Here is a 23,599-nt window from a genome sequence, read left to right as displayed (position 1 = left end):
CGAACTACAGGACATGGTACCATTGCTCTTTCTGGTAATACAAACGGATAACTTTCACGAGGAGACACATTCAGCCAGGCACCCATTACTTAATTGTGAGTATCCGCCTCAGCCATAGACAGCAAGAAGTTATATCTGAGCAAACAAATCAGGTCGGTCAGTAGTAAGGGCATCAACACCAACACTGGCAAAAGAACGTAATTCAGCCAGATCATCGACCGTCCAGAGCCCTAGCTTAAAACCATTGCGGTGAACAGTTGAAAGCAATTCGGGTGTAAACAACTCGCGATCCAGATCAATCCAGTTGCAACCAGCCAGCGACACTTGCTTGCATAATTTTTCCAGAGTTGGATCTTCCTCAAATGTCCAGAGATCGCGTGAGACCAGTGCACCCGTCACAAGTGAGTTTTCCAGGCGGCTGATTTTAGCTAATGCCACCCAATCGAAAGAGATCAGTAACACCTGATCAACCATTTTCGTGGCACGTAAATCCTCAACAATCGCTTCTGCAATCCGTGGATAGCGCCCATAGACCCCATCACGTTCGCTGAGCTTGAGTTCAATACAAACCTGGACACGATTATGAGCCAGAGCCAGTACCTCCCGCAAAGTCGGGATTTGCTCAGGCAGCGGCCAGCCACCAGGAAAATGGCTTGCTGCATCCAGAGAGCGCAGATAAGCAAAATCGAGATCGAGGAGATTGCCTGTACCATTTGTCACACGCTCAACTGTAGCGTCATGAAACACCACAACCTGACCATCACGGCTCATCTGCACATCCAATTCCAGCATATCCACAGGCATTGTCAAAGCATTCCGAAAAGCGGCCAATGTATTCTCAGGGGCAAGAAGCGAACCGCCCCGATGCGCGATACGCACCAGCGAGCGTTTGGACTGCGCCATAAAGTTTACCTACCTACCTTGGCTGATTACCATGTTGTCCATGGTACCATTAATCATCATACCGTCCATCATTATACAAAGCCCACGTACCTCCTCGCAACTGAGCCATAGCAAAGAACAGGGAGTTCAACTCTCTCTCATCCTGACAGTAAGCGCGGTTCTCCCATCAAGGCCTCGCTACTCGCGAGCGAGTAGACCCTCACATGCCTGCGCCATTTTAGTATGTGATGAACACCTGGAGTGCGGACACGCATGAGTAAAGAGAAAAAGTTAAAGAGAAGAAAATCCAGAAAAAGATATTGCTATTTGTCAACGTCTATGATATACTAACCAATACGTTAGCAGGGGGGAAAGCTCGAAAAGGATAACTCTCACAACGCTAGCCAATTTCTTCATCTGGGGATGTCGGGTTTCGACAGGCGGTTGGATTGAAGAATTGCAGGTCGAGGTGTCGGTACGCACTCTCGTTAAACAACCGACAAAACATAGTTGCCAAACCAGCAACACAACAATTCGCTTTCGCTGCCTAAGAAGTAGCGATGCGACGTCTGCCCGCCTTTTCCTCGTGGGGGCGGTTCCAGGCGTCATACACACGAGGTGCAGTGGCAGCCACCGTCTTCTAACTGTCACTAAAGACTAGAGGGCCAACGCTTAGGAATCCTGTCGATGGGAGCCCAAGGCGATAAAGAAATACATCGACTAAACCTGTAGTACATTCCTCGGTAGGGCCGTTTGGACAGGGAGTTCAACTCTCCCTCATCTCCACCAGACGCAAGGGGCGAGAAGCAGTAAGGTTAACTGCTTCTCGCCTCTTTCATTTTCCAACCCCAACTAGTACTTTTGATTTGAGCTATTTTAGCAACTATCGACACGGCTAAAGCCTGTCTCTAAGCAGCTTGAAGCGTATCAGAACAATTCATTCTGACTGATGATGTCTTGTATAAATTAAGCAAGCATTCTATAGTTTTTATAAGTCCGGCACAAAGATGCATCCCTTCCTTTCTGTTGTCTCGCAATGGTCTTGCATACGTACTCCTCAAAGCCGGACTTTCTCTTTATCCTCTCTATTTCTCTTCATTTGCAATGTTGCCGCCTGATGATCTTTGCCTTTTTATGCTGGAGAAGATACACTCTTTGCAAGTGATGTTTATCAGTGGCTTTCGCACAGCAATGTTTGCTTGCGCCGCCTTCGCTGCCATTGATATCTTTACAACCCTCGCCCGCAGTACAGGAGCAACGAGCTAGCCTTAACTCTTTGGATTATTGGTATCTTCTTCTATCGCCGTTGGGACAGCTGGTATATTCAATCGACTGTGCTTGATACCATACAAAAAGTAAACGACCAGGCCCAGGGCCAGCCAGATCAAAAAACGTATCCATGTGACAGGTTGTAGACTGATAATAAGCCAGAGCGAAAAAATGATACCAATGATCGGAATAACAGGTACAAATGGGGTCTTAAACCTGCGCGGAATTGTTGGTTGGGTATGCCGTAAGATAATAATCGAGGCACAAACAATTACAAACGCCGACAGAGTACCAATATTCACCAGTTCAGCTACCACAGCGATTGGAATAAAGCCAGCCACCACAGCGGTAACGATGCCAATGATCCAGGTCGGGCGATAGGGTGTCTTATGGACAGGATGAGTGTGCGCAAACCAGACGGGCAATAATCCATCCCGGCTCAACGCGAACCAGATGCGCGCTGCCGCCAGCATAAAGGCAAACAGCACACTACTAATACCCGCAATAGCCCCCACTGAAACAATGATTGAGACAATAGGCAAATGTAAGGCCAGAAACGCATTGGCAACTGGTGCCGAGTTGTTGAGTGTTTTGTAGGAAACAATGCCTGTTAACACCAGACTCATCAGGACATAGAGCACCAGCGCGATCAATAGCGAAATGAGTATCGCCAGTGGGAGATCACGTTGTGGATGTTTAGCCTCCTCAGCAGCGGTACTCATTGCGTCATAGCCAAATACCGCAAAAAAGACCAATGCCGCACCACCCATGATGCCTGGAAATCCAAAGGGAGCAAAGGGATGCCAGTTGCCCGGCTTGATAAAAAAGGCCCCCACCACAATAGTAATCAAGACGCAAAGCAACTTGATGAGTACTACGATAGAATTGAAGCGCGCACTCTCTTCCATGCCACGTGTCAGGAGCCAGGAGGTAAAAAGACAGATCAAGATCGCAAATAAATCCACCCCATGTCCTGCACCAGTACCAGGAGCGCCGACAATCATAGCAGGAATATGGATACCTACGCTCACCAATAGCGCGTTTACATAACCAGATAAGCCAATTGCAACCACAGAAACAACCAGAGTATATTCAATCAATAAATCCCAACCAATAATCCAGGCCAGCAATTCGCCAAGTACCGCATAGCCATAGGTATAGGCACTGCCGGCTACAGGAATCATACTGGCAAACTCGGAATAACACAATGCGGCAGCAGAACTGGCCAGACCAGCAATAATAAATGAGATCGCGATGGCCGGGCCAGCCTGCGTCGCAGCCGCCACCCCCGTGAGGACAAACACTCCAACTCCAATAATGGCTCCAAGACCTATTGCCGTCAAACTCCATACCCCCAGGGTTCGCTTGAGTTGGGTACTTGTTTCTGCTTCCGACTGCAACAGCAAGATATCTTTTTTGCGCCAGATTACATTACTCATCGTTGCCCCTTCTGCATACCTTAAAAAAACGCCTGGAAGTGAGCTTGAAACATTCTCTGATCCTACTACACAATCCTCTTCTCACTGATATTGATCATAGATCTCAACGATAGTGATCAGCATCTTCTTTAATCAGCACGTGTTCCCAAGAAAACAGAATACATTCTCGCCTATCAACCCTGCGCATACGATCTGGCATGATTCATAATCGGACAGCTTTTTCAAGTAACGATGCTGGCGCAGAAGAAAAATAAAGAGAGAAAAGCATCATAAATGAGTGTGCTTAGCATGCAAATTATGCGTAAGTAAAGAGGAAGTTCTTTTTTTGCTTTTCTTCCCTATGGCATTTTGCAGAAAAATAGTGTATACTTATAGAGTCTTACGTTTGCTCTCCTGAGCCCCGTTCCTCGTACAAGACAATGTGCATAGTACATACCTATCACAAACAGCGTTGCGACTCACCTATATTCGCGATCACATCTTTCTGCAAGGAAGCATAGTTGTTATTACAAATGTGATATGGATTCTGGAATATATAGCAAGGACGAACAATCACGATCCACCAGCCAGAACCATCATAGCATTGCACATGGGCAAAAACACAGACACTCATGCGCCTGGCGAGGCTCCTTATGAGGAGCAGTGTCGGAGGAACGTTACATCACGTCTAAGATAAAATCGAACCATTCGTTACTGTTTTGCCACCTACAGCATCGCTGTGATGGGTATTATTACAAACAAGGAGGCGCGCATTCTCCCTATGTGGAAATGTAGGGATTTCGGCGCAATCTTATTCATGAGAAATCGCTACTACGTCCAACCCCTCACTGAACAAATCTTTCTCATTCGCGAGCGTCAATCAGCCAGTGGTGGACCAGGTCCGAACGATCGTCTGGTTCGCTCATTCAGTGTTCGTCACGATGCCTACATGTTCGTAGGTAAAATGAACACGGAAGATGCAGAGCAGAATGCCCAGGCCGAGAAAAGCCAGCTCTAAAGCAATCCCTATTTCCGAGGAAGCAACCCATACAGCTTGCTTCCTCAATTTCCTTTACTTGAGCATCACTTGCTCCCTTTGTGCCTCATGCAATCTAATCCATCTCACAGCCCAGAAGCGATTACAGTTTTTACACGTCTCAGAATGTTCTCCTAAAATCCCTCTCTGCTTTACATCTTTCGGTTGACACAAAAAGTTGCATAATCTGGTATCTTCTGATCAGGTTTATTGTCATCACGCTCAATGTACTGATAGCTGTACTAAACAGACACCCTGGCGGTAGCAGAGAAGGATTGATACATGAGTCCAGACATACATCCCCATGATGAAGAAATATCCAATACTGTCTGGGCAAGACGCTTTCTAATTGCGCTCACCATCGTTGCGTGGATCATCATTATCAGTGTCGCCACGCTTGTGCTGAACAAAATCTTTGCGTCCCTGGTCATCATTGGTATTTCTGCAATCATCGCATATGTTATTTATCCTCTGGTGAATTTACTTGAGCGTATTATTCCACGTCCACTGGCTATTCTGATTGTCTATATCGGTATCCTGGCACTGCTCCTCTTACTTATCTACTTCGTGGTCCTGACCGCAATTGGGCAGCTGGCTACTTTACTCCTGGCAATTGAAAATAATCTTCCCCACTTTCTACAATTTTTACAACCGCTCATCAAAAAGCTTCCACAAATGCATATTTCGCCCAATGATCTTCTCAATTCAAGCCAGCAAGTACTCAACTACGTACTCTCGGTACTTGGAAATGTCTTTCCACTGGTCAATAGTATTTTTATTGTGGTTATTAATATCATCATAGTTACATCGCTCAGCGTTTATTTCCTGATCGATGGACACAGAACTTTAAACTGGTTTCGTACTAAAACGCCATTACGCTGGCGCAGCCAAATAAATTTCTTTCTGGATGCCCTGCATCATACGCTGGGAGGATTTGTGCGCGGGCAAATTACACTGGCAACCATTATTAGCATCATTATGTGGATTGGCTATACTATCATCGGTGCTCCTTATGCAACGTTGCTAGCCATTATCATTTTTGTCTTTGAGTTTGTGCCACAAATTGGTTCATATCTTTCGGTTGGCCTGGCGATTATTCTCACCTTTCTCACCAAAGGTTGGCAGACCGGGCTGATCGTCACGGCATTCTCTGGCATAGTGCAGGGAGGGCTGGATGGACAGATTTTAGCTCCACGTATCCTGGGTCATTCCGTAGGCATTCATCCCATTGTTTCGATTGGAGCACTATTGATCGGAGCACAATTATTTGGTCTGCTGGGCGCGCTTTTCGCTGCTCCCATTGCTGGCATTATCCAGATTCTGATTGTGACCTATTGGCGTTCCTGGAGCCAACAACATCCCGAAGAATTTGAAGCGAAAACAACCACGCCGCTGCCAGATGTGACAAACAGCAACAGCACATAAACGACCGATTCCTACTATCTTTCATTAAAACAAAGCCCCCTATAGCATGAAAACTATAGGGGGCTTTGTTTTAATGAAAGATACGTTTATTACCAACGAGGAGGCAAAGGTTGGGATGGATTTTGAGGCTGTTGCCAATTTTGAGGTGCCTGATTGTCATAAGGCTGTTGGAACTGGCTACCATTGTTAGGTTGCTGAAATTGACCACCCTTAACAGGCTGCTGCTGATACTGTTGCTGCTGATAGGGAGCATTATTCAGAGGCTGTGCAAATGGTGCAGCATTGGCGGCTTGCGCTTCAGCTACAGTATGCTCGGCGCGAGCACGACGGTCGTTGCGAATATGACGCCAGACATAAAGAACAACAAGGACAACAACTAAAGCGACGATAACATACTCAAAACTCTTATAATATGGGTCGATGACGGCCATATTGTTACCCAGTACATAACCTGCGTATGCGAGCAGAAGGCACCAGGGAAAAGAGCCAACAAACGAATACACACAAAACTTGCTAAATGACATTTTCGTCATACCAGCGGGCAACGAGATATACGTTCGCACCACAGGCAACAAGCGAGAGAAGAACGCCGTCGCGCTTCCCCAACGCTGAAAGAAACGATCAGCAAGATCAGCATCGTGCTGAGAAATCAAGACATAGCGTCCGTATTTCAGCATAAGTGGACGCCCGCCCTTATAGCCGATGCCATAAGCTATCATTGATCCAAGTAGGCAACCAACCGCGCCAGCCAGGGCAATTAAAACCAGACCAACCGGAGTTGTTGTTCCATTTAATATTTTATGCTGATTAAATAATAACCCGGCTACAGGGATAACAATTTCGCTCGGCAATGGAATGCAACAGCTTTCAATTGCCATTGCTAACACGAGACCTAATAATCCTGTAGAAATATATAGGTTCGTAATGATTTGAGTTAACACGTCAGTGATATGAGCCACTTATGCCTCCTTCGTAAAGCTCGCATTTTGATTTATACTAGCATATTTTATTGAAAGAGGCCAGGACTGATAGGACCGAAAACAAAGGTAAAAATGCCTATTCCTCATCAGGCTTTGTCGAAAGATGTCGTGTCGAGCGCTTTATCACAGGTGGCTCTACCTGCTGGGCCAGTTCCATTTTCAATGGATCATCATCATACATATAAGGTGCGCGGCGCACTAGCGGCTTTTTCAGGTCTCCGGTAGCATAGTTGCGAGGCAAAGTTTCTGTCTCAGGATCTTTGTAGGTCTCAATGAGACGATCTTGTTTCTGGGAGAATTCAGGATCTGGACGAACGGTACTATTGGGTAATGGATTGGCATCTACGATTCTTCGTCCTTGCCGTGCATTGCGTGGGAATGCTGTTGCGTCCTGGCGCTCCCGATAAGTATGACGATACTCATGTGTCGTAGGCGGATAGTCGCGTTCCTGGCTTTTTTGAGAGGGTGGGAGAGCCGAAGATGGGATATCTTCAGCATTTTCGATACGTCGATACGCCTCTTCACGAGCTATACGTAACGCTTGTGACTGAAATTGACCACGCGTCATCTCAGGCTGATAGCCTGGAAAAATCGGTTGGTGCTGATTTAGGCGTCGCGTTGTCTTACGACGACTGCGTGCCTCAGTCTCCGAAAACGGTTCATTATTCATAGCATTACGCCGGGTAGAAGGAGCACGCGAGAGGGACTGTTGACGAGCAGCAGGTAAGCGTGGAATTTGTTTGTATATGGGTTCAGGAAAATCACGGAACTCATTCTCGTCATATGCTGCTTCATATATATCATACTCGTCGCATTCCTCGTACTCTTCTCCCCAGACACCTCGATGCGCAGGCTCGTAATCTCTTTCCGCTTCAACATAGACATTTTGCGCCATGCGTTCAGGCACTTCTCGATAGACATATCTGGGGCGCAAAGATCTCTCATAGCTATCCGCTTCATCATCCTGCGCAGTGCGTTCATCGTGACGACGCGCGAGATAGGTGAAAATAATCAAGGAGATAGGAATACTGATCAGCAGGGCAGCCAATCCACCAATTAAACCACCGACCACCCAGGAGTTGAGGGTATTAGCATACCAGAGAACAACCGCGGCTCCAGCAATAAGCACTAATGCCGTAGCAACAGCCTTTAACAAAAGCATGCATCCTTTCTGAACTACCACAACACGTAAGAGTCCCTAGTACAACTCATCACCATGCTAAAGAGAGTATACCAAAACCAGCTAAAGAGTACAAGGGCACTCAGCATTTAAGAACTGCTCAAAGCTGATTACAAGCGTGAGTATAGTACACAATACGTTGCTCATGCTATTTTCCAGACAAAAATACTAAATCTGCCTCTTTTAACAAATTAGGAATAATGAAAAACAAGCAAAAAAAGACAAGGCAGTCTACATGATCAAGCGTATCTTTATTACTTCTTCTCTAGCCCTTACGGCCAAACGATACGCGATCACGTTAACTGCCTTGTAGATAAAGCGCATGGTCTATCAGCAATGAGACAGTACTCAAGAGTACGATATCAGTGCATGTTCAAGCTGCTGCGATGCATTGGCGGAAGATTGCCACCACTTTTCCCTGAATCTGCCATTCACGATCCCAGACACTTTTGGGGATCATAATGGGATCAAGTTCTGAATTGGCTGGCTGGAGGCGAACACGATTATGTTCTTTTTCCTGAAAGAAACGTTTCAGAGTAGAACTACCGCTCGCGCCCTCTTGCATATGGACAGCCACAACGATATCTCCATTTTGACAGGTTGATTGTGGCTTAATAACCACATAATCCCCATCACAAATGTGATCTTCAATCATCGAGCGTCCGCGCACAACCAATGCGTAGGTATTTTCCGTCTCAATCATATCGCTCCCAATATTGATTGAGCTTGAAGCGTCTGAGAAAATATCTAGCGGCTCACCTGCAGCAATGATCCCCATGACGGGGATACCTTCTTGCACCTGTTTTGTCAGCTTAATGCCTCGACTCTTTTTCGCCTGCCGAGAGATCAAGCCCTTCTTTTCTAGCATTGTGAGATGATAGTCAACATGGCCCGTACTGGCAATATTCAATTCGCGACCAATCTCACGATTGGTAGGGGGCATCCCCTCAGATTTCATGTAATTTACAATGAAATCATACATGCGGCGCTGTATTTCGCTGGCTTGCTCCAACGACATAGTATGGTCTCCTGTCTTTCTGAACACCTTCGGCTAACATCCCCACACAGCAAAAACTAGAACGACTATTCCAGAAGATAATACCACAACAGCACTGTCAATACAAGCTTTTTTTGAACGTATTTTTCAAAAATTTATTCTTACTCTGCTTCATCGCCCATAAGGACTTGGCAGCCACAGCAGGTTTTGTTATACTCCTTGCAAAGGAACATTGAGATACGCCAAGCTATTCAAAGATGCGTTCTGATTTGCGCTCAATACTTCGTCAGGTGTACAATAGAGGCATCCGGTATTCGACGGACCCACGCACGAAAGAGAGAGTCAGAAAAACTATGGTAGAGATGAAAGTTGAGAGCGTGCGCATAAATCTGGCTACGCAGCAGCGAGTGGTCATTTTGAAAGCTACGAAGCAAGAGCGCTATCTCTTCATCTGGATAGCGTATGCAGAGGCATATGCGATTGCCGTCGAGCTGCAGGGAGCGTCCTCACCCCGACCACTCACCCACGATCTGCTCAAAAATGTAATTGAGGAATTGAATGCGAAAATTGTAAGCATCGTAATTTCTGATTTAATCGATGAAATCTACTACGCACGCATTGTGCTGGATGTAGATGGACGCCACATAGAAATTGATTCCCGGCCAAGCGATGCTATTGCATTGGCAGTACGTGCCAAAACACCTATCTATGTTGATGAGGGTGTTCTGGAACGGGCAGGAGTGATTCCAGAATCGAATGAAGAGCCTTCTTTACCGACAACACGTTCTGTGACGAAATTCGAAGAGCCTTTAGAAGAAGAGGAAAATCTAGATGCTTATCGCGATTTCATTAATAGCCTGGATGTTTTAGACGAGTTCGGTAAGGACTAGGCTACTTGTTCAAATCAGAGGCAGCAGTACTTCCCATCTGCATAGTTTGTTTTGCTCGTCCATATGCTGAGACATGGATACGTATCAACATTTTCAGCAGGCGTACCAGCAAGCGTGAACAGAGTCCATAACATACAATCGCCACGATTGTATACGGCTCAACCCGTAAAAAAAAGGCTTGATCTAACGATGGCAATAAGGCGCGAAACGGGAGCAATGCTATTTCGCTCAACCCATACACGCTATTTATCCAGGGTATGGCTGAGTCAATCAGTAATGCTTTACAAATAAAACGCGTGACGAGCACAAGTTGCAAAGCAACGAAACAGCATCCCACTCCTAATGGCAACATTTTGAGCACATAGATATGCAATCCCAGCTGCCAGATAACCGATGACTTTTCCTGTTCCTGTATATTCTCGTTCTCGTCTCCCGTCGGGAAGGTTGGTAGGATAGGATAATTTTGTGCCGGAGGTGCGGCATAAAAAGGCTGCCAGGATACAGATGGAACAGGGTTACTTGCCTCATTTGCTGATCTACTTGCTACTCCTGATCGAGGGGCTGATGGATCTGTTAGTGGGGACACCGGTTCAGTTGGCAGATCATGCTCATCAGTTGCTTCAGGCACTTTTTTGCGAAAGCTAATTTCCAAAACTATGCTCCTTCTTATCTGACACAAGCCATATCAGCGCAATCCGGTGACCGGACTTAGTGCCATATCTCCAGGCATTTCTCTACATTCTATTGTGTGTCACAGTCTCTTCACAATAAGTAGTACGGTTGGGTGTAGAATGAGGTTGTACTAGCTGCCACCAGGGTAATGAACAACAGGCCCACGCGGATATCGATTATGTAGCAAGGGTAAAATAAGCTTCGCACAACTGGCTACATGCCATGCTATCCACTCATGATTATACTATGTTACAATAGATCGGTAACATCGGCAATGTAGTAAAGTAGTTGAAGGAGAACCATTCTTCGTATGACACAAATCGACAACCATGCGGAGGGGTCAGACGCTACCAATGCCCCCCGTCTCCGTTTCGCACCGAGTCCTACCGGATTTCTACATATTGGTGCATTTCGTACTGCTCTTTTCAGCTGGCTCTATGCTCGCCATAGTGGTGGCAAATTTATCTTGCGCATCGAAGATACAGACCTGGCACGCACTGTAGAAGGAGCGGTTGAAGATTTCACCGATGGTCTGCGCTGGTTAGGCATGGATGTCGATGAAGGCCCAGATATTGGTGGCCCTTATGGTCCTTACTATCAAGTACAACGCAAGGCTCTCTATCAACAGTATGCGAACCAACTCCTTGAGTCAGGTCATGCGTATCGCTGCTATTGTACACCTGAGCGGCTAGATGCCATGCGTAAAGAACAAATTGCCAATAAGCTGCCTCCCCGCTATGATCGCCATTGCCGCTATCTAAGCCCGGAAGAGCGAGCCACCATTGAAGCCAGCGGCGCAACCTGGGTCGTGCGTTTCGCGATGCCTCTGGAGGGCGAGACCGTCGTTCATGATGAATTACATGGGGATATGGTTTTCAAAAATAGTGATATCGATGATACTGTCATTATGAAAACCAATGGGTTGGCTCCTTATCATCTGGCCCATCTGGTTGATGACCACCTGATGAAGATCACTCATGTGCTACGTGGTGAAGAGTGGATTTCCAGCGCACCTCGTCATGTACAAATATATCAGGCCTTAGGCTGGCCTGTACCACTGTTCTATCACGTCCCGAATGTGCTGGGCAAGGATAAAAAGAAGTTGAGCAAACGGCGCAACGCACCATCCTGGTCAGACTATAAGAAGCAGGGGTACCTGCCCGAGGCCGTGTTTAACTTCCTGGCACTCTTAGGTTGGGCATATGATGATAAGACCGAGATTTTCACTCAAGATGAGCTCATCAAAGCCTTCACATTGAAGAAAATTGGTATCTCATCCGGCATCTATGATCCCGATAAATTGCTGTGGATGAATGGTTTATATATTCGCAATCTGCCATTGGCAGAGCTCGTGGAACGTACCATTCCTTATATGGAGCTCGCTGAGGATGAAGGTGGACTCCCCGCAAGCATTGTCCGTCCGTTGGATCGCGCATATACAACACGAGTCCTGGCTCTGGAACATGAGCGCCTGAAAACGTTAGGCGAGGCTGCACACGTCGTTTCTTTCTTCTATGAGAAAGAGATTGACTATAGTTTGGATATTCTGATTCAGAAAAAGATGGATGCCGCCAGCACACGCGAAGCCTTGCTCCAAACACGCACGTTGCTCAATAGCTTATCCACCTGGGAACATAGTATCCTCGAAGCTCAATTACGTGAGTTAGTGACAAAATTAGGCCTGAAAAATGGACAGGTCTTTGGGACTATCCGTACAGCTGTCAGTGGACGCACCGCGACTCCTCCTCTCTTTGAGATGATGGAGGTGTTGGGACGGGATGTGTGTATGCAACGCATTGATCAGGCTATCGCCAGGTTGGGCTGAGTCATACATCAGAAAAACATCCAGGGCACTCAACCATGAGTGCCCTGGATTACTAGTGATCGCCACAGACAAAGACAGAAAGTGAGGGGCGATGATCAATAAAGACTATATTCTGCGTCTGGCGGAGCAAATCGGCTATGAACTCTCGATAGTGATCGGTTTACGCAAACGGAATCAGAATGAAGATACGTTAATTGCTATCGATAACCTTCTCTTAAAATTCACTGGTATGACATCTCGCTTTATCAATTCACTCTCAGACGAGATGCTCCTTCAGGCTCTTTCACCTATCGGTAAACTCAATGCCGAAGCCTGTCTCTGGATCGCTTCTTTGCTCAAAGAAGAAGGAGAAACGTATGATAATTTAGGGAACAGCAATGACAGTTACTATCGCTATGTAAAGTCCCTTTATTTGTTATTGGAATTGCTCCATCAAGAACACGTTGCCTTTGATTCTCCCCTGTATGGAGATGCTAAAGTCCTGATTGATAAACTTTCTGCGTATGAATTGCCATCCTATGTTCAAAAAAAATTATTCCGCTATTATGAGCAACTAGGAATGTATGCCCAGGCGGAAAATATCCTCTTTGACTATCTTGAGCACTATCCAGAGCCACAAATGCTTGAGTCTGGTCATGCTTTTTATCAACGCTTGCAAGCAAAAAATAGAGCCGATCTTGAAAATGGCGACTTCTCACTGCAAGAAGTGCAGGAAGGCCTGGCTCAACTCCAACGCTTTGTAGACTAGCATATCAAAAATAATTGCTCATGCTCCTGACTACTGGACAATAACGCTCTGATTGTTTACACTGATAACACTTACTTAACATCATTTAACCTGCTTTTAAAAGAGCAAGTCAGGAAGCTTGTGTCTATCAATGGCAACAACGCAAGAAAAAACGATCTTTCTCCCAAGAAGGGGTCGCAGGGTGGCATCAGATACATCATCAAAGCTAGTTTATTCAACCGTTTCCAGTTCATGGCGCTGGATGTGGCCGGATATTCTTATGCGTATCATTCCTATGGGACTACTACCGTTTATCTATATTCTGATTTTTCATCTCCCTCTCTCTTTCCTGGGCATCACCCAGACGAATGTGCCACTTCATCTGGGCATTGGTCTGAGTGTCGGTATTGGCATGGCAGCATTTGCCGCCACTTATCGTATGTATATCGTTGGTCGTGCCTTCCGTAAACCGACGCCTGGCGATCAATGTATGCAAACTGTGTTCTACCTTTTTATCAATGGTCCTGTTGAAGAGCTTTTTTTTCGTGGCTTGATCCTCGCAGCTGTCATGCAATGGAGTCATTCTCTCTTCCTTGGATGGGCAGTGAGCACAACAATCTATACCCTCTATCATCGGCTGGGCAAATGGAATTGGCGGAGCGTCGGCGGCGTTGGACTGGCCGGGGTGGTTTTTAGCCTGGTCTATCTCTTCCTTCCTGGACCTCATTCACTGCTCGCGGTTATTATCATCCATGGATTTACGACCAGCGGCTTTCTCAGTTGGGGAGATGAAGTGCTTTACCAGCGGTGGAAACGCATCCAAGCAAAAGCCATATAAAACAGGTGCATATGTAAACAACCTGCGACGAATTTGAAGAACAAAACGTATTGATCTTAGGAAAGAACACATAAAGCCATCCATGATGCGTGGCTGTGCTATAAAAATTTCGTTGTCCCTCTATGGCAACAGGTGAGCAAAGCGCACAGGGAATGTAGGGAACCATCACCATCGTTCATGGGTTTGACAAGGTTAGAGAGTATCTGAGAAGAGGTATAGAGCAAACTTGATGTCCTTTGTACTATTCTCGTTACCAACCACTACTCAAATCGTCTACCATTAGGTACAAATATCTTTCAGAGATATTATTTATAGCTGGAGGTTCTCGTTGAAAGTTCTAATTACCGGTGGAGCAGGTTTTATTGGCTCTAATCTTTGTGCGCGTCTACTCGAAGAAGGTCATACTATCTTCTGTGCAGATAACCTCATCACAGGTTCAAAACTAAACATTCAAGCCTTTATTGATAATCCTCGTTTCACTTTTTTGGAACAGGATGTGACGCAACCCTTTGAGTGTGAGGCAGATGCCATCTTTCACCTTGCCAGTCCGGCCAGCCCCGTAGGCTATCTTGAACATCCCCTGGAAACGATTCTCGTCAACAGCACTGGTACCCATCGTATGCTCGAGCTCGCACGCAAAAATAACGCCAGCTTTTTGATCTCCTCAACTTCAGAGATCTATGGAGATCCACTGGTTCATCCACAGCGCGAAGATTATTGGGGAAACGTCAATCCAATTGGTCCACGCGCCTGCTATGATGAAAGCAAACGTCTGGGCGAGACACTGGTTATGGAATATTACCGCCAGTATCAAGCCAATGTCCGCATTGTACGCATTTTCAATACCTATGGTCCCAATAGTGCCATTGAAGATGGGCGTATGATTCCTAATTTCATTACCCAGGCAATCAAAAATGAACCTATTACTATTTATGGAGATGGAAACAAGACCCGCAGCATCACTTATGTCAGTGATTTGGTAGATGGCTTGATACGAGCTATGTTTACACCAAATACAGCAGGTGAAGTCTTCAATCTGGGTAGCTCCGAGGAGCATACAGTCCTTGAATATGCACAAATGATTGTCAAATTGTGTAATTCTTCATCTGAAATTCGCTTTGAGACCAGTCGCGTTGATGATCCTGAGCGCCGTCGAGCGAACACGACCAAGGCATTACAGATGTTAGGCTGGCAGCGCAAGGTAAATATGGAAGACGGATTACGTCAAACCATCGAGTGGTTCAGCAAACGTGTTACCCGGTACTCAACTGTCTCATAACCAATTGCACATAACGTCTATTTAATCTATACAGGCTTATAGAAGTTACCAGGCTTAATTATACAAAAAATATGGAGTAGATGTAAGCAACAATTAAGATGCCATAATAAAAAATATGCACAAAGAAGACTTTCTCAACAATATCTGCATATCATTTTTTTCTACTCCATATCTTCGCCTTCATCCAATACTGACTTCGATCACAGGATAACATCTCATAAGGGGTGCCTTTCTGATTGGTCGGGGAAAAATAGAGCATCCTCACGTGAACGACATGAGTATAACTATCTTCTCCTCCTACAAGCATATATCTAACACTGAACAAAAGCTGATATTTTACCAGGAAAATATTGCTTTAAGCTTTACAAGGAGCTGATTAATCAGTATAACTAATCAACAGGGAAAAGAATATTCTTGAGGTCACGTACGTACATTTAGACACGTAGGTATACTAAATAGAGATAGAACAAATGGAACGTGGAGAATGTTCTGATGTGGGGTAGAGATGAATACAGGCCCTCACATCAGGTTGTCGTAGGTGTTGATGAACAGCAATATGAGAAATCAGTGAAAAATACTACACAGTCTGATCACAAAGATGCGGAGAATCAGCCATCCACCGATGTGACCCGTGAACAACTGGCGCTGGGAAAACGTCTCTTACATTGGCGTACCCTTGTGCCACTTGTAGTGGTGATGATCGCCCTCATCTTTTTCGCGCAAAAGGCAAACATCAACCCGCAAAAAACATGGGCGGCAGTGAAACATGCCAACCTGGCCTTTTTCCTGGCAGCATTCATCATCTATTATCTCTCTTTCGGCTTGCGAGCACTGCGCTGGCGCTTACTTCTGGAAAATGTGGGCTTCAAAGCAGAGAATGGCATTCATCTGCCAGGCTTCAAAAAAATTGTCGAAATTGTGTACATTTCATTTTTTGCCAATGTCATCGTGCCAGCCAAGTTGGGAGATTTATATCGAGCGTATCTTCTGCGCCAGGAAATCAATGTCTCAACCACACGGAGTTTTGGAACAGTCCTGGCAGAACGCTTATTGGATTTAATTGTGTTGCTCATGCTCTTTATTCCTGCCATTCTAATTAGTCTCCATCAACATATGCCCTCGCAAATTCGTCTGGGAATGCAAATACTCCTGGTGGCCGTCGTAATTGGTGTAGCAGGCTTATTTGTATTGCGGGTGACACGCGAGCAGATTGCTAAACGTGTGCCAGTGCGCTTTCGAGAACAATATTATCACTTCCAGGAAGGAACACTGGGCTCTTTCCGTCGCTTACCACTACTGGCAGGTCTCACAGTGGGGGTCTGGGCTTGTGAAGCCTTACGCTTCTTTTTCATCGCTCTCTCGCTCAATTTAATGAGTGGTAGCCTTATCCATATTCTTGCAGCAGCAATCTTTATCGGATTAGGTGAAGCTTTGTTAACCGTCATTCCTGCCACAGGGGGCGGAGTCGGTCTGGTTGAGGGCGGCATGGCAGCCATGATTGCGCTATTTTATCAGGGAACAGATCTTATCAATCAAACGGCAGCTGCCATTGTACTTGACCGTGTAATTACCCTCTTCAGTATTCTTGTGATTGGCTTTATCGTCTTCCTGGTAGCATTTGGGAAAAAAACCTCCAGAAAACCTGCCTGATTGCCTGATTCCAATGGCTTGACACAAACGAAAGCCTACACTATAATTTTTGCGCAGGTCCAGAAGTATGCAAGACCATTGCGCCTAACCGTGCACCCTTGCCTACCTCGAAAACAGGCCAGGAGAGGGGTGAATCCGGTGACAGAAGTAAGAATTGCCGAACACGAAGTATTTGAAACGGCGTTAAAACGTTTCAATCGTAAGATTCAGCAAGCGGGTATTCTAGCTGAAGCTCGCCGTCGCGAACATTACGAAAAGCCAAGCATTAAACGGAAAAGAAAAGAAGCAACTCAGCGGCGTAAAGCAGCCAGCAAGAGATAATTTTAGATACTACTAATTGCTTACTCTACCCTTGGTACCTTCTAGATCATGCCAGCAAGTAAGATAAGATAGGTAGTTCTACTGCTCTACTTTTCTTCATTGGCAAACTGTTTGCAGTTTGCCTCCCGCCTGCACAGCGTGGGGTGTTTGAGATGAGCGTGCAGAATGGTAGATTGCCATTTTACACGCTCACCTATGAAAACACTGATAAATCGGATGTGCTTTATCCCCTCACTGCTGTCTTTATCCTATTTTAAGGAACAAATATATGCAGGAACATCCATCCATCGAACTTTATGTCAATCTTAGTGATGAACAACAAAATACCCATGTGGAACAGGTCCTTGCCACCATCGATCTGGATAGTGTTGTTGCCAATACACTTCAGAACGCTGGTATTACGCAGCAAGTCATGCTGACCTTACTCATAACGAATGATGAAGGTATTCGCGATATGAATAAACAATATCGTGAACAAGATAAATCCACCGATGTTCTTTCCTTTCCATTACTTGAGCAACCTATTGTGCAAGCACCAGAAGATCAATTGTGGCCTCCTCGGGTAGATGAGGACGATACCTCCTTACCCCCCTCATCAGAGACAAATACAACTTTTATTACCCCTCCTGGCATGATTACTAACCTTGGTGATATCATCATCTCATGGCCAACTATCTTACGCCAGGCACAACAGGCCGGACATGCTAACACAACTGAATTGATTTACCTGCTCTCACACGGTATCTTACACCTGATCGGCTATGATGATCATACAGAGTCAGGATATCAGGCAATGGTGGGTATCCAACAAGCAGTATTACAAAAGATGGGACAAAAGGCATATCGAGGATGAACCAGTTATCACCGTCACCCGAGGCAACGAAACCTGCGCCAGCACCTTTGCCAAATACCGCTCCTAAAAGCGAATTCGCGAAGTTTGTGCGTAGCTTTGGGTATGCTTTTCGTGGACTTGGTTATACTATTCGTACACAACGTAATGCCCGTGTGCATATTGCGGTAACATCCCTCGTAATTGTCCTGGGCGCAATACTTCATCTCTCTGCCATCGAATTTGCCATTCTCCTTGTAACCATCAGCGCAGTATTTATTGCAGAGATGTTTAATACAGTGATAGAGGCATGCGTGGATCTGATAACACCAGACTATCATCCTCTGGCCAGGATCGCCAAAGACGTTGCAGCAGGAGCCGTATTGGCAAGCGCAATTTTTTCAATCCTGATTGGATTGTGTATTTTTGGACCTCATCTCTGGGTAGTATTTTTCTCTGTCCATTAAAATAATACCCAACAAAAAAGGGCCAGCATAACGCTAGCCCTCTGCTTCTGAATCGCACGCCATACCTACCTATACAGGAAAATAAAAACCTGCAGAGCAACATACTATCGTTAAGTTATTTCACACGCTCAACATACTGGCCGGTGCGGGTATCCACGCGAACACGATCCCCGGGATTCACAAAAAGCGGGACGTTGATAACGGCACCAGTCTCCAATGTGGCTGGCTTCGTCACGTTATTGGCGGTATCACCACGTACTCCAGGCTCAGCACTTTCAACCGTGAGTTCAAGAAAATTAGGTAGGACAGCAGCAATAATAGTATCACCATCTACCAGCATCTCGATTTCGTCCTGCTCTTTTAAAAACTTGACGGCATCTCCCAACATATCTTTTGCAATCGGCTGCTGATCAAACGTCTCTGTATTCATAAAGACATAATCAGTACCATCAATATACAGGAACTGCCAGTTTTGATGCTCCACCCTTACCTCATCGACATCTTCGCCAGCACGGAAACGCTGCTCAATCACACGTCCATTTCTCAAATTTTTCAAGCGTGTACGTACAAACGCACGCCAGTTGCCAGGACTGACATGATGGAATTCAGTCAATGTCCACAGATCATTATTATAGCGGATCACCATGCCGTTACGAAAATTAGCAGTTGTTGCATTACCCAAGGGAGTAGTCTCCTCTCTGAAAACTAATTGTTTGATCCCCTTTACAAAAAAACGCGACTATGAACACATGCAGTAGTATGCAAAGGGGAAATATTACATACATATGTGCATACGGACCTTAGGAACGTTCAGTGACAAAAATACTTGCAGGTTGACCCAACACCACAAAAACTACTTTTTTGATGATACGCCAGTCATGCTCACGAAGGATGGTATCCCATAAACGATCTTCGCTGGTCAATGAAACCATTAAGCCTTTGGGAGCCAGCACACGATCAAACTCCTGGATGAGTGTCGTATAAAGTTGCTCATTTTCTTCTTTGGTGCCGATTTGCTTACCAAAGGGCAGGTTTGTGATAATACGTGTCACACTCGAGGCAGACAAAGGCAGGGTACGAGCATCCCACACCTTCCAGGTAGCGTCTACATCGGCGGCACGAGCATTCCGTCTGGCTAATGAGACTGCTTCATCACGGATATCACCACCTATTGCATCCTCCACAGGGCCCAACAGGGCACGCTCAATCAGAATAGTGCCAGCACCACAAAGAGGATCAAGAACAATGTCATGCTCATCTGGACGCGATAACCAGCCCATGGCAGCAGCCACGGTAGGACGCAGAGATGCAGGAAGATGCTCACGCTTATAGGTACGATGGCGCATGCTAGCGTCGCTTAAACGCACGCCAATTAAAACGTCGCCACTTCCTAACCAGAGCCACACCTCAAGATCCGCATCATCTTCCACCAGACGCATCCCACGAGGCAAGCTACGGCGCAAAGCATCAGAGATAGCCTTACCACCATCCATACGGCGGAAATCGTAGGAGCCAGTCATCTGGCTCACGACACGCCATGTACGGGGACGCGCTCCATGGTGGGTACGCCGCCAGCTCATTAACGCGGCTTCAAGATCTGCATTTAGCGTCGCGCTATGTAAGACCCGCAATCCTTCAGGTCCACGGCGCAAGCCTTTAATATGGACCAGCGATGCGAAAACATCTTCCGTTGTACGTAAATCTAGGATATCCTCATATATCATTGGGCTACGAAAAAGGGCGACTCCGCGCATAAATTTCACAAGTTCAGCCCCGGATAATTTCGCACGAATCTCACTGAAAGCCAGCGTTTCCAGACCTGGCATCGTCATTGCATAGAAAAGGTTTGCCATGTATTCCAAATTTCTTGCTGCAGCCTTACTCAGCCAGTGTTAGCCAGTGTTAGCCAGTGTTAGCCAGCACATATCCAATCGGCAACAGAGCAGGCATGAGCCATTCGCAGAGCAGACTGAGATAGAAGAGCATGGGTAGGTCTTCACCACATACCTCAACATCTACAAAGAGAAAACGAGGAAGAGTAGCCGTCTGGGAGCAACTCAAGCTTTCGGTGCGTAATATTTCCTTCTGTTACCTATCAGCGTGTCATGATACCATAGACGGTCTGAACTAGCAATCCCAATACATTTCACGCACGCTTTTTCTTCAACACCCCTCTTTACCAACACTATTTGGCTAAAATATTTAAGGAAGAAGTTCTGTCACCCTGGCAATCTCCTGCGTAAATTTTGCGATACGCTTCTTTTTCATATTTTCCCGCAGAATCCAATGGACATCATGATCGTTCCACAGCGCACACTCGCGCATCAACGCGAACCCTTTCTCTGGCAACGCAGCAGTGACTACACTCAATGTATACCCAAGGGCGCGGCGCAAGACGCGAAAATCTTCGTTTTTTCGTTCTAAAGCCGGCACACGTGCTAACTGTTCAAGTACGATACGCTGCAACTGTAAAGCATCTTCACACAACTCGGGACCATAAAGCAAACGCGGTTCAGCGATGGCTGCTACAGCAGCGCGTTGCTGTAAAAAATTGTGACTCTGCGCTAACTGTAACAAACATTCCAACGTCATCCGAGTATCAGCACTCAAAAGATGTTGAAAGGCCGTTGAGACTGCCTCTCGCACACGCCATGAAGAACTACAGGCATAATGATTTAACAACTCAGTTATCTGCTCGCGCCATTCGCTCCGTACAGAGGCACACGCGCCAGCAGAGACGATGCCACAGAGCATCACGAATTCTTCGGGAGTACCGCTCGTCACCAGTTGACGATCACCATTCGAAAAGGTCTTTATTAGAGAAAGCACAGCCTGAGGATGTTCAGCACTGGCGGTTGCTAATAAATAGGCCACATCATTTGCCAATTCCAGATTGGCGCGTGGTCCGGGGAGTCTGCTATGTTCAAGTAAATAAAACTCAAGAGGACGAGGGAGCCCGGTCATAGCCCTCTCAACCAGAGAGGATAATGTGTCATGCATGTCACTTATCCTTATAGCAAAATAACAAACCACATTGAAGATGTACAGAATACTACTCAAGCATTCTTTTCTCTATGCTCATCATTTTATCATACAATTTAAGAAGGAACTCCCTCAGAACTATTTCCAGCCCAGCAAGTCGTGACACTCAGCCATCTTCGTGGTAGAATCATGAGCGTTTACACGAGCATGTTTACAGAGGATTACGAGAGCCGTCCAGGTATGGCTTCGAAGAGATACATGAATAATTGGCTCATCTATCCGCTCACGATTGCTGATCAACAGCAACACATTGAACAGAGCGAACACTTGTTACGTATGCTTCAGCCAGGAGATCCAGGAACACTTTACTGGTCATTGGCTCAGCCTGCTGGACTTGTCCTGGGCTTTTCTCAAAAAGAGCACATTATTAATCCAGACGCACTCATAGCTGGATCAATGCCTATTTATCATCGACGTGCTGGCGGTACGGCAGTCCTTGTTGGTCCGACATTATTGAGTTTAGATGTCGTCTTACCAGCGGATCATCCATTGCATCTTCCTGACCTGGTGGAATCTTATCGCTGGTTTGGAGAAGCCTGGGTAGCGGCTCTGGCACAGTTGGGAGCGCAGACTCGCACAGTGCCACCAGAAGAAGCGCATGCCCAACGGACCTTACGGAAACAATCCGCGACTCGTGATTATGAAATCTTGATGAATCGTGCGTGCTATGGAAGCCTCTCACCATACGAAGTGGTCTCTGGACAACGCAAGGTGGTGGGATTTGATATGATCCGTCGCCGCGCTGGAAGCCTGCTGCAGGCCGGTGTGCTTTTACAATGGGATACGCAGGTCCTCGCGCAGCTATTGGGGCATACCCAACAGGAACAAACACTCCTCCAAACAGGATTATTGGAGCGCGCAGTGGGATTAGATACCCTACTTGAACGTGTTATTACTAGTGAGGAAGTGATTAAAGCATTTGAGCGCGTTCTCATCCCTGATGAACGACAGCGCTTGATGGTAGAATCATCCTCAACCACTATTTAAATAGGCAATGAAAGGTTTTTTATACAATGGGAGATAGAACGGCTGAGGGCGCGATGGAAATGTTAACCACGCCTGATTATGAGGCGATGGTCATCGGAGCCCATCCAGATGATAACGATTTTGGCACGGCTGCAACCTGCGCATTATGGGCCAGCCAGGGCAAAAAGATAGTCTGGGTTGTCATGACAGATGGCACTGAAGGCAGTGAGATTCCAAGCCAAAACGATGAAGAGCTTATGTTGTTGCGCGAACAGGAACAACGTTTAGCAGCCGAAACCTATGGGGTACAGGCCGTTGAGTTCTTGCGCAATCACGATGGGCATCTGGTCAATAGCGAAGAGGCACGCCGCAGCGTCGTCAAATTGATCCGCAAATATCGTCCTCGTGTTGTCTTTACACACGATCCTACCGCCCATATCATGGGACCCGATCCGGATGAGAAACCCCAGGCAACTGGCTATCTCAATCATCCCGATCATCGTGCCACGGGTAATATCGTGTTGGATGCCATTTTTCCATTTGCGGGCAATCCACGTTCCTATCGCGAATTGCTGGCGGAAAACTTGCAGCCATACCGTGTCCATGAAATTTATCTCTTCAATTCCCCAACCACCAACACCTATGTCGATGTTACAACCAGCATCGATCAAAAGGGAAAAGGCTTGATGTGCCATGCATCACAGTTTAATCCAGAAGACCGGGACAGCATGAGCCAACGCATTCGTGAGCGTGCAGCGATGGTGGCGAAAGAGGCAAAAGAGAAGAAAGGACTGGAGATGCAGTTCGCCGAGGGCTTCCGCCGCGTCAAATTGCATGTACCACCAGAGCCAAAAACGCCCATGCCTGGCAGCGAAGAATAACCTCTCTCAACTTTAGCTATTGAAC

23 protein-coding genes and 1 other RNA gene are annotated in these 23,599 nt (G+C 46.3%); 14 read left to right on the top strand and 10 right to left on the bottom strand.

Annotated features, from left to right (window positions below; all coding sequences use genetic code 11):
* Nucleotides 1-129 precede the first annotated feature (129 nt).
* The gene (locus F1593_RS07150; protein WP_149400873.1) at nucleotides 130-903 is read right to left on the bottom strand and encodes a glycerophosphodiester phosphodiesterase; all 774 of its coding nucleotides are present in this window, start codon (nucleotides 901-903) and stop codon (nucleotides 130-132) included.
* A 398-nt stretch (nucleotides 904-1,301) separates the two neighbouring features.
* Between F1593_RS07150 and ssrA the strand changes: the two genes are divergently transcribed.
* Nucleotides 1,302-1,671: a transfer-messenger RNA gene (gene ssrA, locus F1593_RS07145) on the top strand.
* A 479-nt stretch (nucleotides 1,672-2,150) separates the two neighbouring features.
* Here the strand turns inward: ssrA and F1593_RS07140 are convergent.
* Together F1593_RS07140 and F1593_RS28220 are read right to left on the bottom strand one after the other, a co-directional pair.
* Entirely contained in the window at nucleotides 2,151-3,590 is a 1,440-nt protein-coding gene (locus F1593_RS07140; RefSeq protein WP_149400872.1) for an amino acid permease, read from the bottom strand.
* A gap of 439 nt (nucleotides 3,591-4,029) precedes the next feature.
* On the bottom strand, nucleotides 4,030-4,203 hold the full coding sequence (locus F1593_RS28220; protein WP_172631930.1) for a hypothetical protein: 174 nt from the start codon (nucleotides 4,201-4,203) through the stop codon (nucleotides 4,030-4,032).
* 183 nt (nucleotides 4,204-4,386) lie between these two features.
* Between F1593_RS28220 and F1593_RS07135 the strand changes: the two genes are divergently transcribed.
* Both F1593_RS07135 and F1593_RS07130 read left to right on the top strand, forming a co-directional pair.
* Complete coding sequence (locus F1593_RS07135; RefSeq protein ID WP_149400871.1) at nucleotides 4,387-4,587, top strand: hypothetical protein; 201 nt, start codon at nucleotides 4,387-4,389, stop codon at nucleotides 4,585-4,587.
* A 300-nt stretch (nucleotides 4,588-4,887) separates the two neighbouring features.
* A complete protein-coding gene (locus F1593_RS07130) occupies nucleotides 4,888-6,030 on the top strand; it encodes an AI-2E family transporter (protein WP_149400870.1) in 1,143 nt (380 codons plus the stop codon).
* Between the two features lie 89 nt (nucleotides 6,031-6,119).
* Here the strand turns inward: F1593_RS07130 and F1593_RS07125 are convergent, their stop codons facing one another.
* The 3 genes from F1593_RS07125 to lexA form a co-directional block, all read right to left on the bottom strand.
* A complete protein-coding gene (locus F1593_RS07125) occupies nucleotides 6,120-6,989 on the bottom strand; it encodes a DedA family protein (RefSeq protein ID WP_235932512.1) in 870 nt (289 codons plus the stop codon).
* Between the two features lie 97 nt (nucleotides 6,990-7,086).
* On the bottom strand, nucleotides 7,087-8,166 hold the full coding sequence (locus F1593_RS07120) for a hypothetical protein (protein ID WP_149400869.1): 1,080 nt from the start codon (nucleotides 8,164-8,166) through the stop codon (nucleotides 7,087-7,089).
* 397 nt (nucleotides 8,167-8,563) lie between these two features.
* Nucleotides 8,564-9,208, bottom strand: a complete 645-nt coding sequence (gene lexA, locus F1593_RS07115; RefSeq protein WP_149400868.1) for a transcriptional repressor LexA — start codon at nucleotides 9,206-9,208, stop codon at nucleotides 8,564-8,566.
* 332 nt (nucleotides 9,209-9,540) lie between these two features.
* Between lexA and F1593_RS07110 the strand changes: the two genes are divergently transcribed.
* Nucleotides 9,541-10,077 (top strand): bifunctional nuclease family protein, encoded by a 537-nt coding sequence (locus F1593_RS07110; RefSeq protein WP_149400867.1) that lies wholly within the window; start codon nucleotides 9,541-9,543, stop codon nucleotides 10,075-10,077.
* A 1-nt stretch (nucleotide 10,078) separates the two neighbouring features.
* Here the strand turns inward: F1593_RS07110 and F1593_RS07105 are convergent, their stop codons facing one another.
* The gene (locus F1593_RS07105; RefSeq protein WP_149400866.1) at nucleotides 10,079-10,729 is read right to left on the bottom strand and encodes a hypothetical protein; all 651 of its coding nucleotides are present in this window, start codon (nucleotides 10,727-10,729) and stop codon (nucleotides 10,079-10,081) included.
* Between the two features lie 330 nt (nucleotides 10,730-11,059).
* Here F1593_RS07105 and gltX point away from each other — a divergent pair, with 330 nt between their 5' ends.
* From gltX to F1593_RS07065, 8 genes are all read left to right on the top strand, one after another.
* Nucleotides 11,060-12,574: a glutamate--tRNA ligase gene (gene gltX / locus F1593_RS07100; protein WP_149400865.1), complete on the top strand. Its 1,515-nt coding sequence runs from the start codon at nucleotides 11,060-11,062 to the stop codon at nucleotides 12,572-12,574.
* A gap of 91 nt (nucleotides 12,575-12,665) precedes the next feature.
* Complete coding sequence (locus F1593_RS07095) at nucleotides 12,666-13,322, top strand: DUF6483 family protein (RefSeq protein ID WP_149400864.1); 657 nt, start codon at nucleotides 12,666-12,668, stop codon at nucleotides 13,320-13,322.
* A gap of 181 nt (nucleotides 13,323-13,503) precedes the next feature.
* A complete protein-coding gene (locus tag F1593_RS07090) occupies nucleotides 13,504-14,139 on the top strand; it encodes a CPBP family intramembrane glutamic endopeptidase (protein WP_172631929.1) in 636 nt (211 codons plus the stop codon).
* Between the two features lie 328 nt (nucleotides 14,140-14,467).
* The gene (locus F1593_RS07085; protein ID WP_149400862.1) at nucleotides 14,468-15,418 is read left to right on the top strand and encodes a UDP-glucuronic acid decarboxylase family protein; all 951 of its coding nucleotides are present in this window, start codon (nucleotides 14,468-14,470) and stop codon (nucleotides 15,416-15,418) included.
* A gap of 492 nt (nucleotides 15,419-15,910) precedes the next feature.
* Nucleotides 15,911-17,068, top strand: a complete 1,158-nt coding sequence (locus F1593_RS07080) for a lysylphosphatidylglycerol synthase transmembrane domain-containing protein (protein ID WP_149400861.1) — start codon at nucleotides 15,911-15,913, stop codon at nucleotides 17,066-17,068.
* Nucleotides 17,069-17,206: 138 nt separating this feature from the next.
* Nucleotides 17,207-17,389, top strand: coding sequence for a 30S ribosomal protein S21 (rpsU, locus tag F1593_RS07075; protein ID WP_149400860.1), 183 nt, complete (start codon nucleotides 17,207-17,209; stop codon nucleotides 17,387-17,389).
* A 268-nt stretch (nucleotides 17,390-17,657) separates the two neighbouring features.
* Complete coding sequence (gene ybeY, locus F1593_RS07070) at nucleotides 17,658-18,242, top strand: rRNA maturation RNase YbeY (RefSeq protein WP_149400859.1); 585 nt, start codon at nucleotides 17,658-17,660, stop codon at nucleotides 18,240-18,242.
* Nucleotides 18,239-18,685 (top strand): diacylglycerol kinase family protein, encoded by a 447-nt coding sequence (locus F1593_RS07065; protein WP_149400858.1) that lies wholly within the window; start codon nucleotides 18,239-18,241, stop codon nucleotides 18,683-18,685. The genes ybeY and F1593_RS07065 overlap by 4 nt, the downstream gene beginning before the upstream one ends.
* Nucleotides 18,686-18,800: 115 nt before the next feature.
* Here the strand turns inward: F1593_RS07065 and efp are convergent, their stop codons facing one another.
* The 3 genes from efp to F1593_RS07050 all read right to left on the bottom strand — a co-directional run bounded on the left by efp (nucleotide 18,801) and on the right by F1593_RS07050 (nucleotide 21,685).
* Nucleotides 18,801-19,367, bottom strand: coding sequence for an elongation factor P (gene efp, locus F1593_RS07060; protein WP_149400857.1), 567 nt, complete (start codon nucleotides 19,365-19,367; stop codon nucleotides 18,801-18,803).
* A 118-nt stretch (nucleotides 19,368-19,485) separates the two neighbouring features.
* Nucleotides 19,486-20,538 (bottom strand): THUMP domain-containing class I SAM-dependent methyltransferase, encoded by a 1,053-nt coding sequence (locus F1593_RS07055; protein WP_149400856.1) that lies wholly within the window; start codon nucleotides 20,536-20,538, stop codon nucleotides 19,486-19,488.
* A gap of 349 nt (nucleotides 20,539-20,887) precedes the next feature.
* The gene (locus F1593_RS07050; RefSeq protein WP_149400855.1) at nucleotides 20,888-21,685 is read right to left on the bottom strand and encodes a hypothetical protein; all 798 of its coding nucleotides are present in this window, start codon (nucleotides 21,683-21,685) and stop codon (nucleotides 20,888-20,890) included.
* 240 nt (nucleotides 21,686-21,925) lie between these two features.
* On the opposite strand from F1593_RS07050, the gene F1593_RS07045 reads away from it, so the two are divergent.
* Nucleotides 21,926-22,714, top strand: coding sequence for a lipoyl protein ligase domain-containing protein (locus tag F1593_RS07045; protein ID WP_149400854.1), 789 nt, complete (start codon nucleotides 21,926-21,928; stop codon nucleotides 22,712-22,714).
* Between the two features lie 26 nt (nucleotides 22,715-22,740).
* Entirely contained in the window at nucleotides 22,741-23,574 is an 834-nt protein-coding gene (locus F1593_RS07040) for a PIG-L deacetylase family protein (RefSeq protein WP_149400853.1), read from the top strand.
* The last annotated feature ends 25 nt before the right edge of the window (nucleotides 23,575-23,599 follow it).

The sequence above is a fragment of the Dictyobacter arantiisoli genome (assembly GCF_008326305.1).
Classification (GTDB): domain Bacteria; phylum Chloroflexota; class Ktedonobacteria; order Ktedonobacterales; family Ktedonobacteraceae; genus Dictyobacter; species Dictyobacter arantiisoli.
This window is presented reverse-complemented; position numbering and strand designations above follow the sequence as displayed.

What these genes read in the sequence shown, in the direction of transcription:
- F1593_RS07150 (WP_149400873.1), bottom strand. Translation starts at nt 903, where the DNA reads ATGGCGCAGTCCAAACGCTCGCTGGTGCGTATCGCGCATCGGGGCGGT.
- F1593_RS07140 (WP_149400872.1), bottom strand. Translation starts at nt 3,590, where the DNA reads ATGAGTAATGTAATCTGGCGCAAAAAAGATATCTTGCTGTTGCAGTCG.
- F1593_RS28220 (WP_172631930.1), bottom strand. Translation starts at nt 4,203, where the DNA reads ATGAGTGTCTGTGTTTTTGCCCATGTGCAATGCTATGATGGTTCTGGC.
- F1593_RS07135 (WP_149400871.1), top strand. Translation starts at nt 4,387, where the DNA reads ATGAGAAATCGCTACTACGTCCAACCCCTCACTGAACAAATCTTTCTC.
- F1593_RS07130 (WP_149400870.1), top strand. Translation starts at nt 4,888, where the DNA reads ATGAGTCCAGACATACATCCCCATGATGAAGAAATATCCAATACTGTC.
- lexA (WP_149400868.1), bottom strand. Translation starts at nt 9,208, where the DNA reads ATGTCGTTGGAGCAAGCCAGCGAAATACAGCGCCGCATGTATGATTTC.
- F1593_RS07110 (WP_149400867.1), top strand. Translation starts at nt 9,541, where the DNA reads ATGGTAGAGATGAAAGTTGAGAGCGTGCGCATAAATCTGGCTACGCAG.
- gltX (WP_149400865.1), top strand. Translation starts at nt 11,060, where the DNA reads ATGACACAAATCGACAACCATGCGGAGGGGTCAGACGCTACCAATGCC.
- F1593_RS07095 (WP_149400864.1), top strand. Translation starts at nt 12,666, where the DNA reads ATGATCAATAAAGACTATATTCTGCGTCTGGCGGAGCAAATCGGCTAT.
- F1593_RS07080 (WP_149400861.1), top strand. Translation starts at nt 15,911, where the DNA reads ATGTGGGGTAGAGATGAATACAGGCCCTCACATCAGGTTGTCGTAGGT.
- ybeY (WP_149400859.1), top strand. Translation starts at nt 17,658, where the DNA reads ATGCAGGAACATCCATCCATCGAACTTTATGTCAATCTTAGTGATGAA.
- F1593_RS07065 (WP_149400858.1), top strand. Translation starts at nt 18,239, where the DNA reads ATGAACCAGTTATCACCGTCACCCGAGGCAACGAAACCTGCGCCAGCA.
- F1593_RS07055 (WP_149400856.1), bottom strand. Translation starts at nt 20,538, where the DNA reads ATGGCAAACCTTTTCTATGCAATGACGATGCCAGGTCTGGAAACGCTG.
- F1593_RS07050 (WP_149400855.1), bottom strand. Translation starts at nt 21,685, where the DNA reads ATGCATGACACATTATCCTCTCTGGTTGAGAGGGCTATGACCGGGCTC.
- F1593_RS07045 (WP_149400854.1), top strand. Translation starts at nt 21,926, where the DNA reads ATGAATAATTGGCTCATCTATCCGCTCACGATTGCTGATCAACAGCAA.
- F1593_RS07040 (WP_149400853.1), top strand. Translation starts at nt 22,741, where the DNA reads ATGGGAGATAGAACGGCTGAGGGCGCGATGGAAATGTTAACCACGCCT.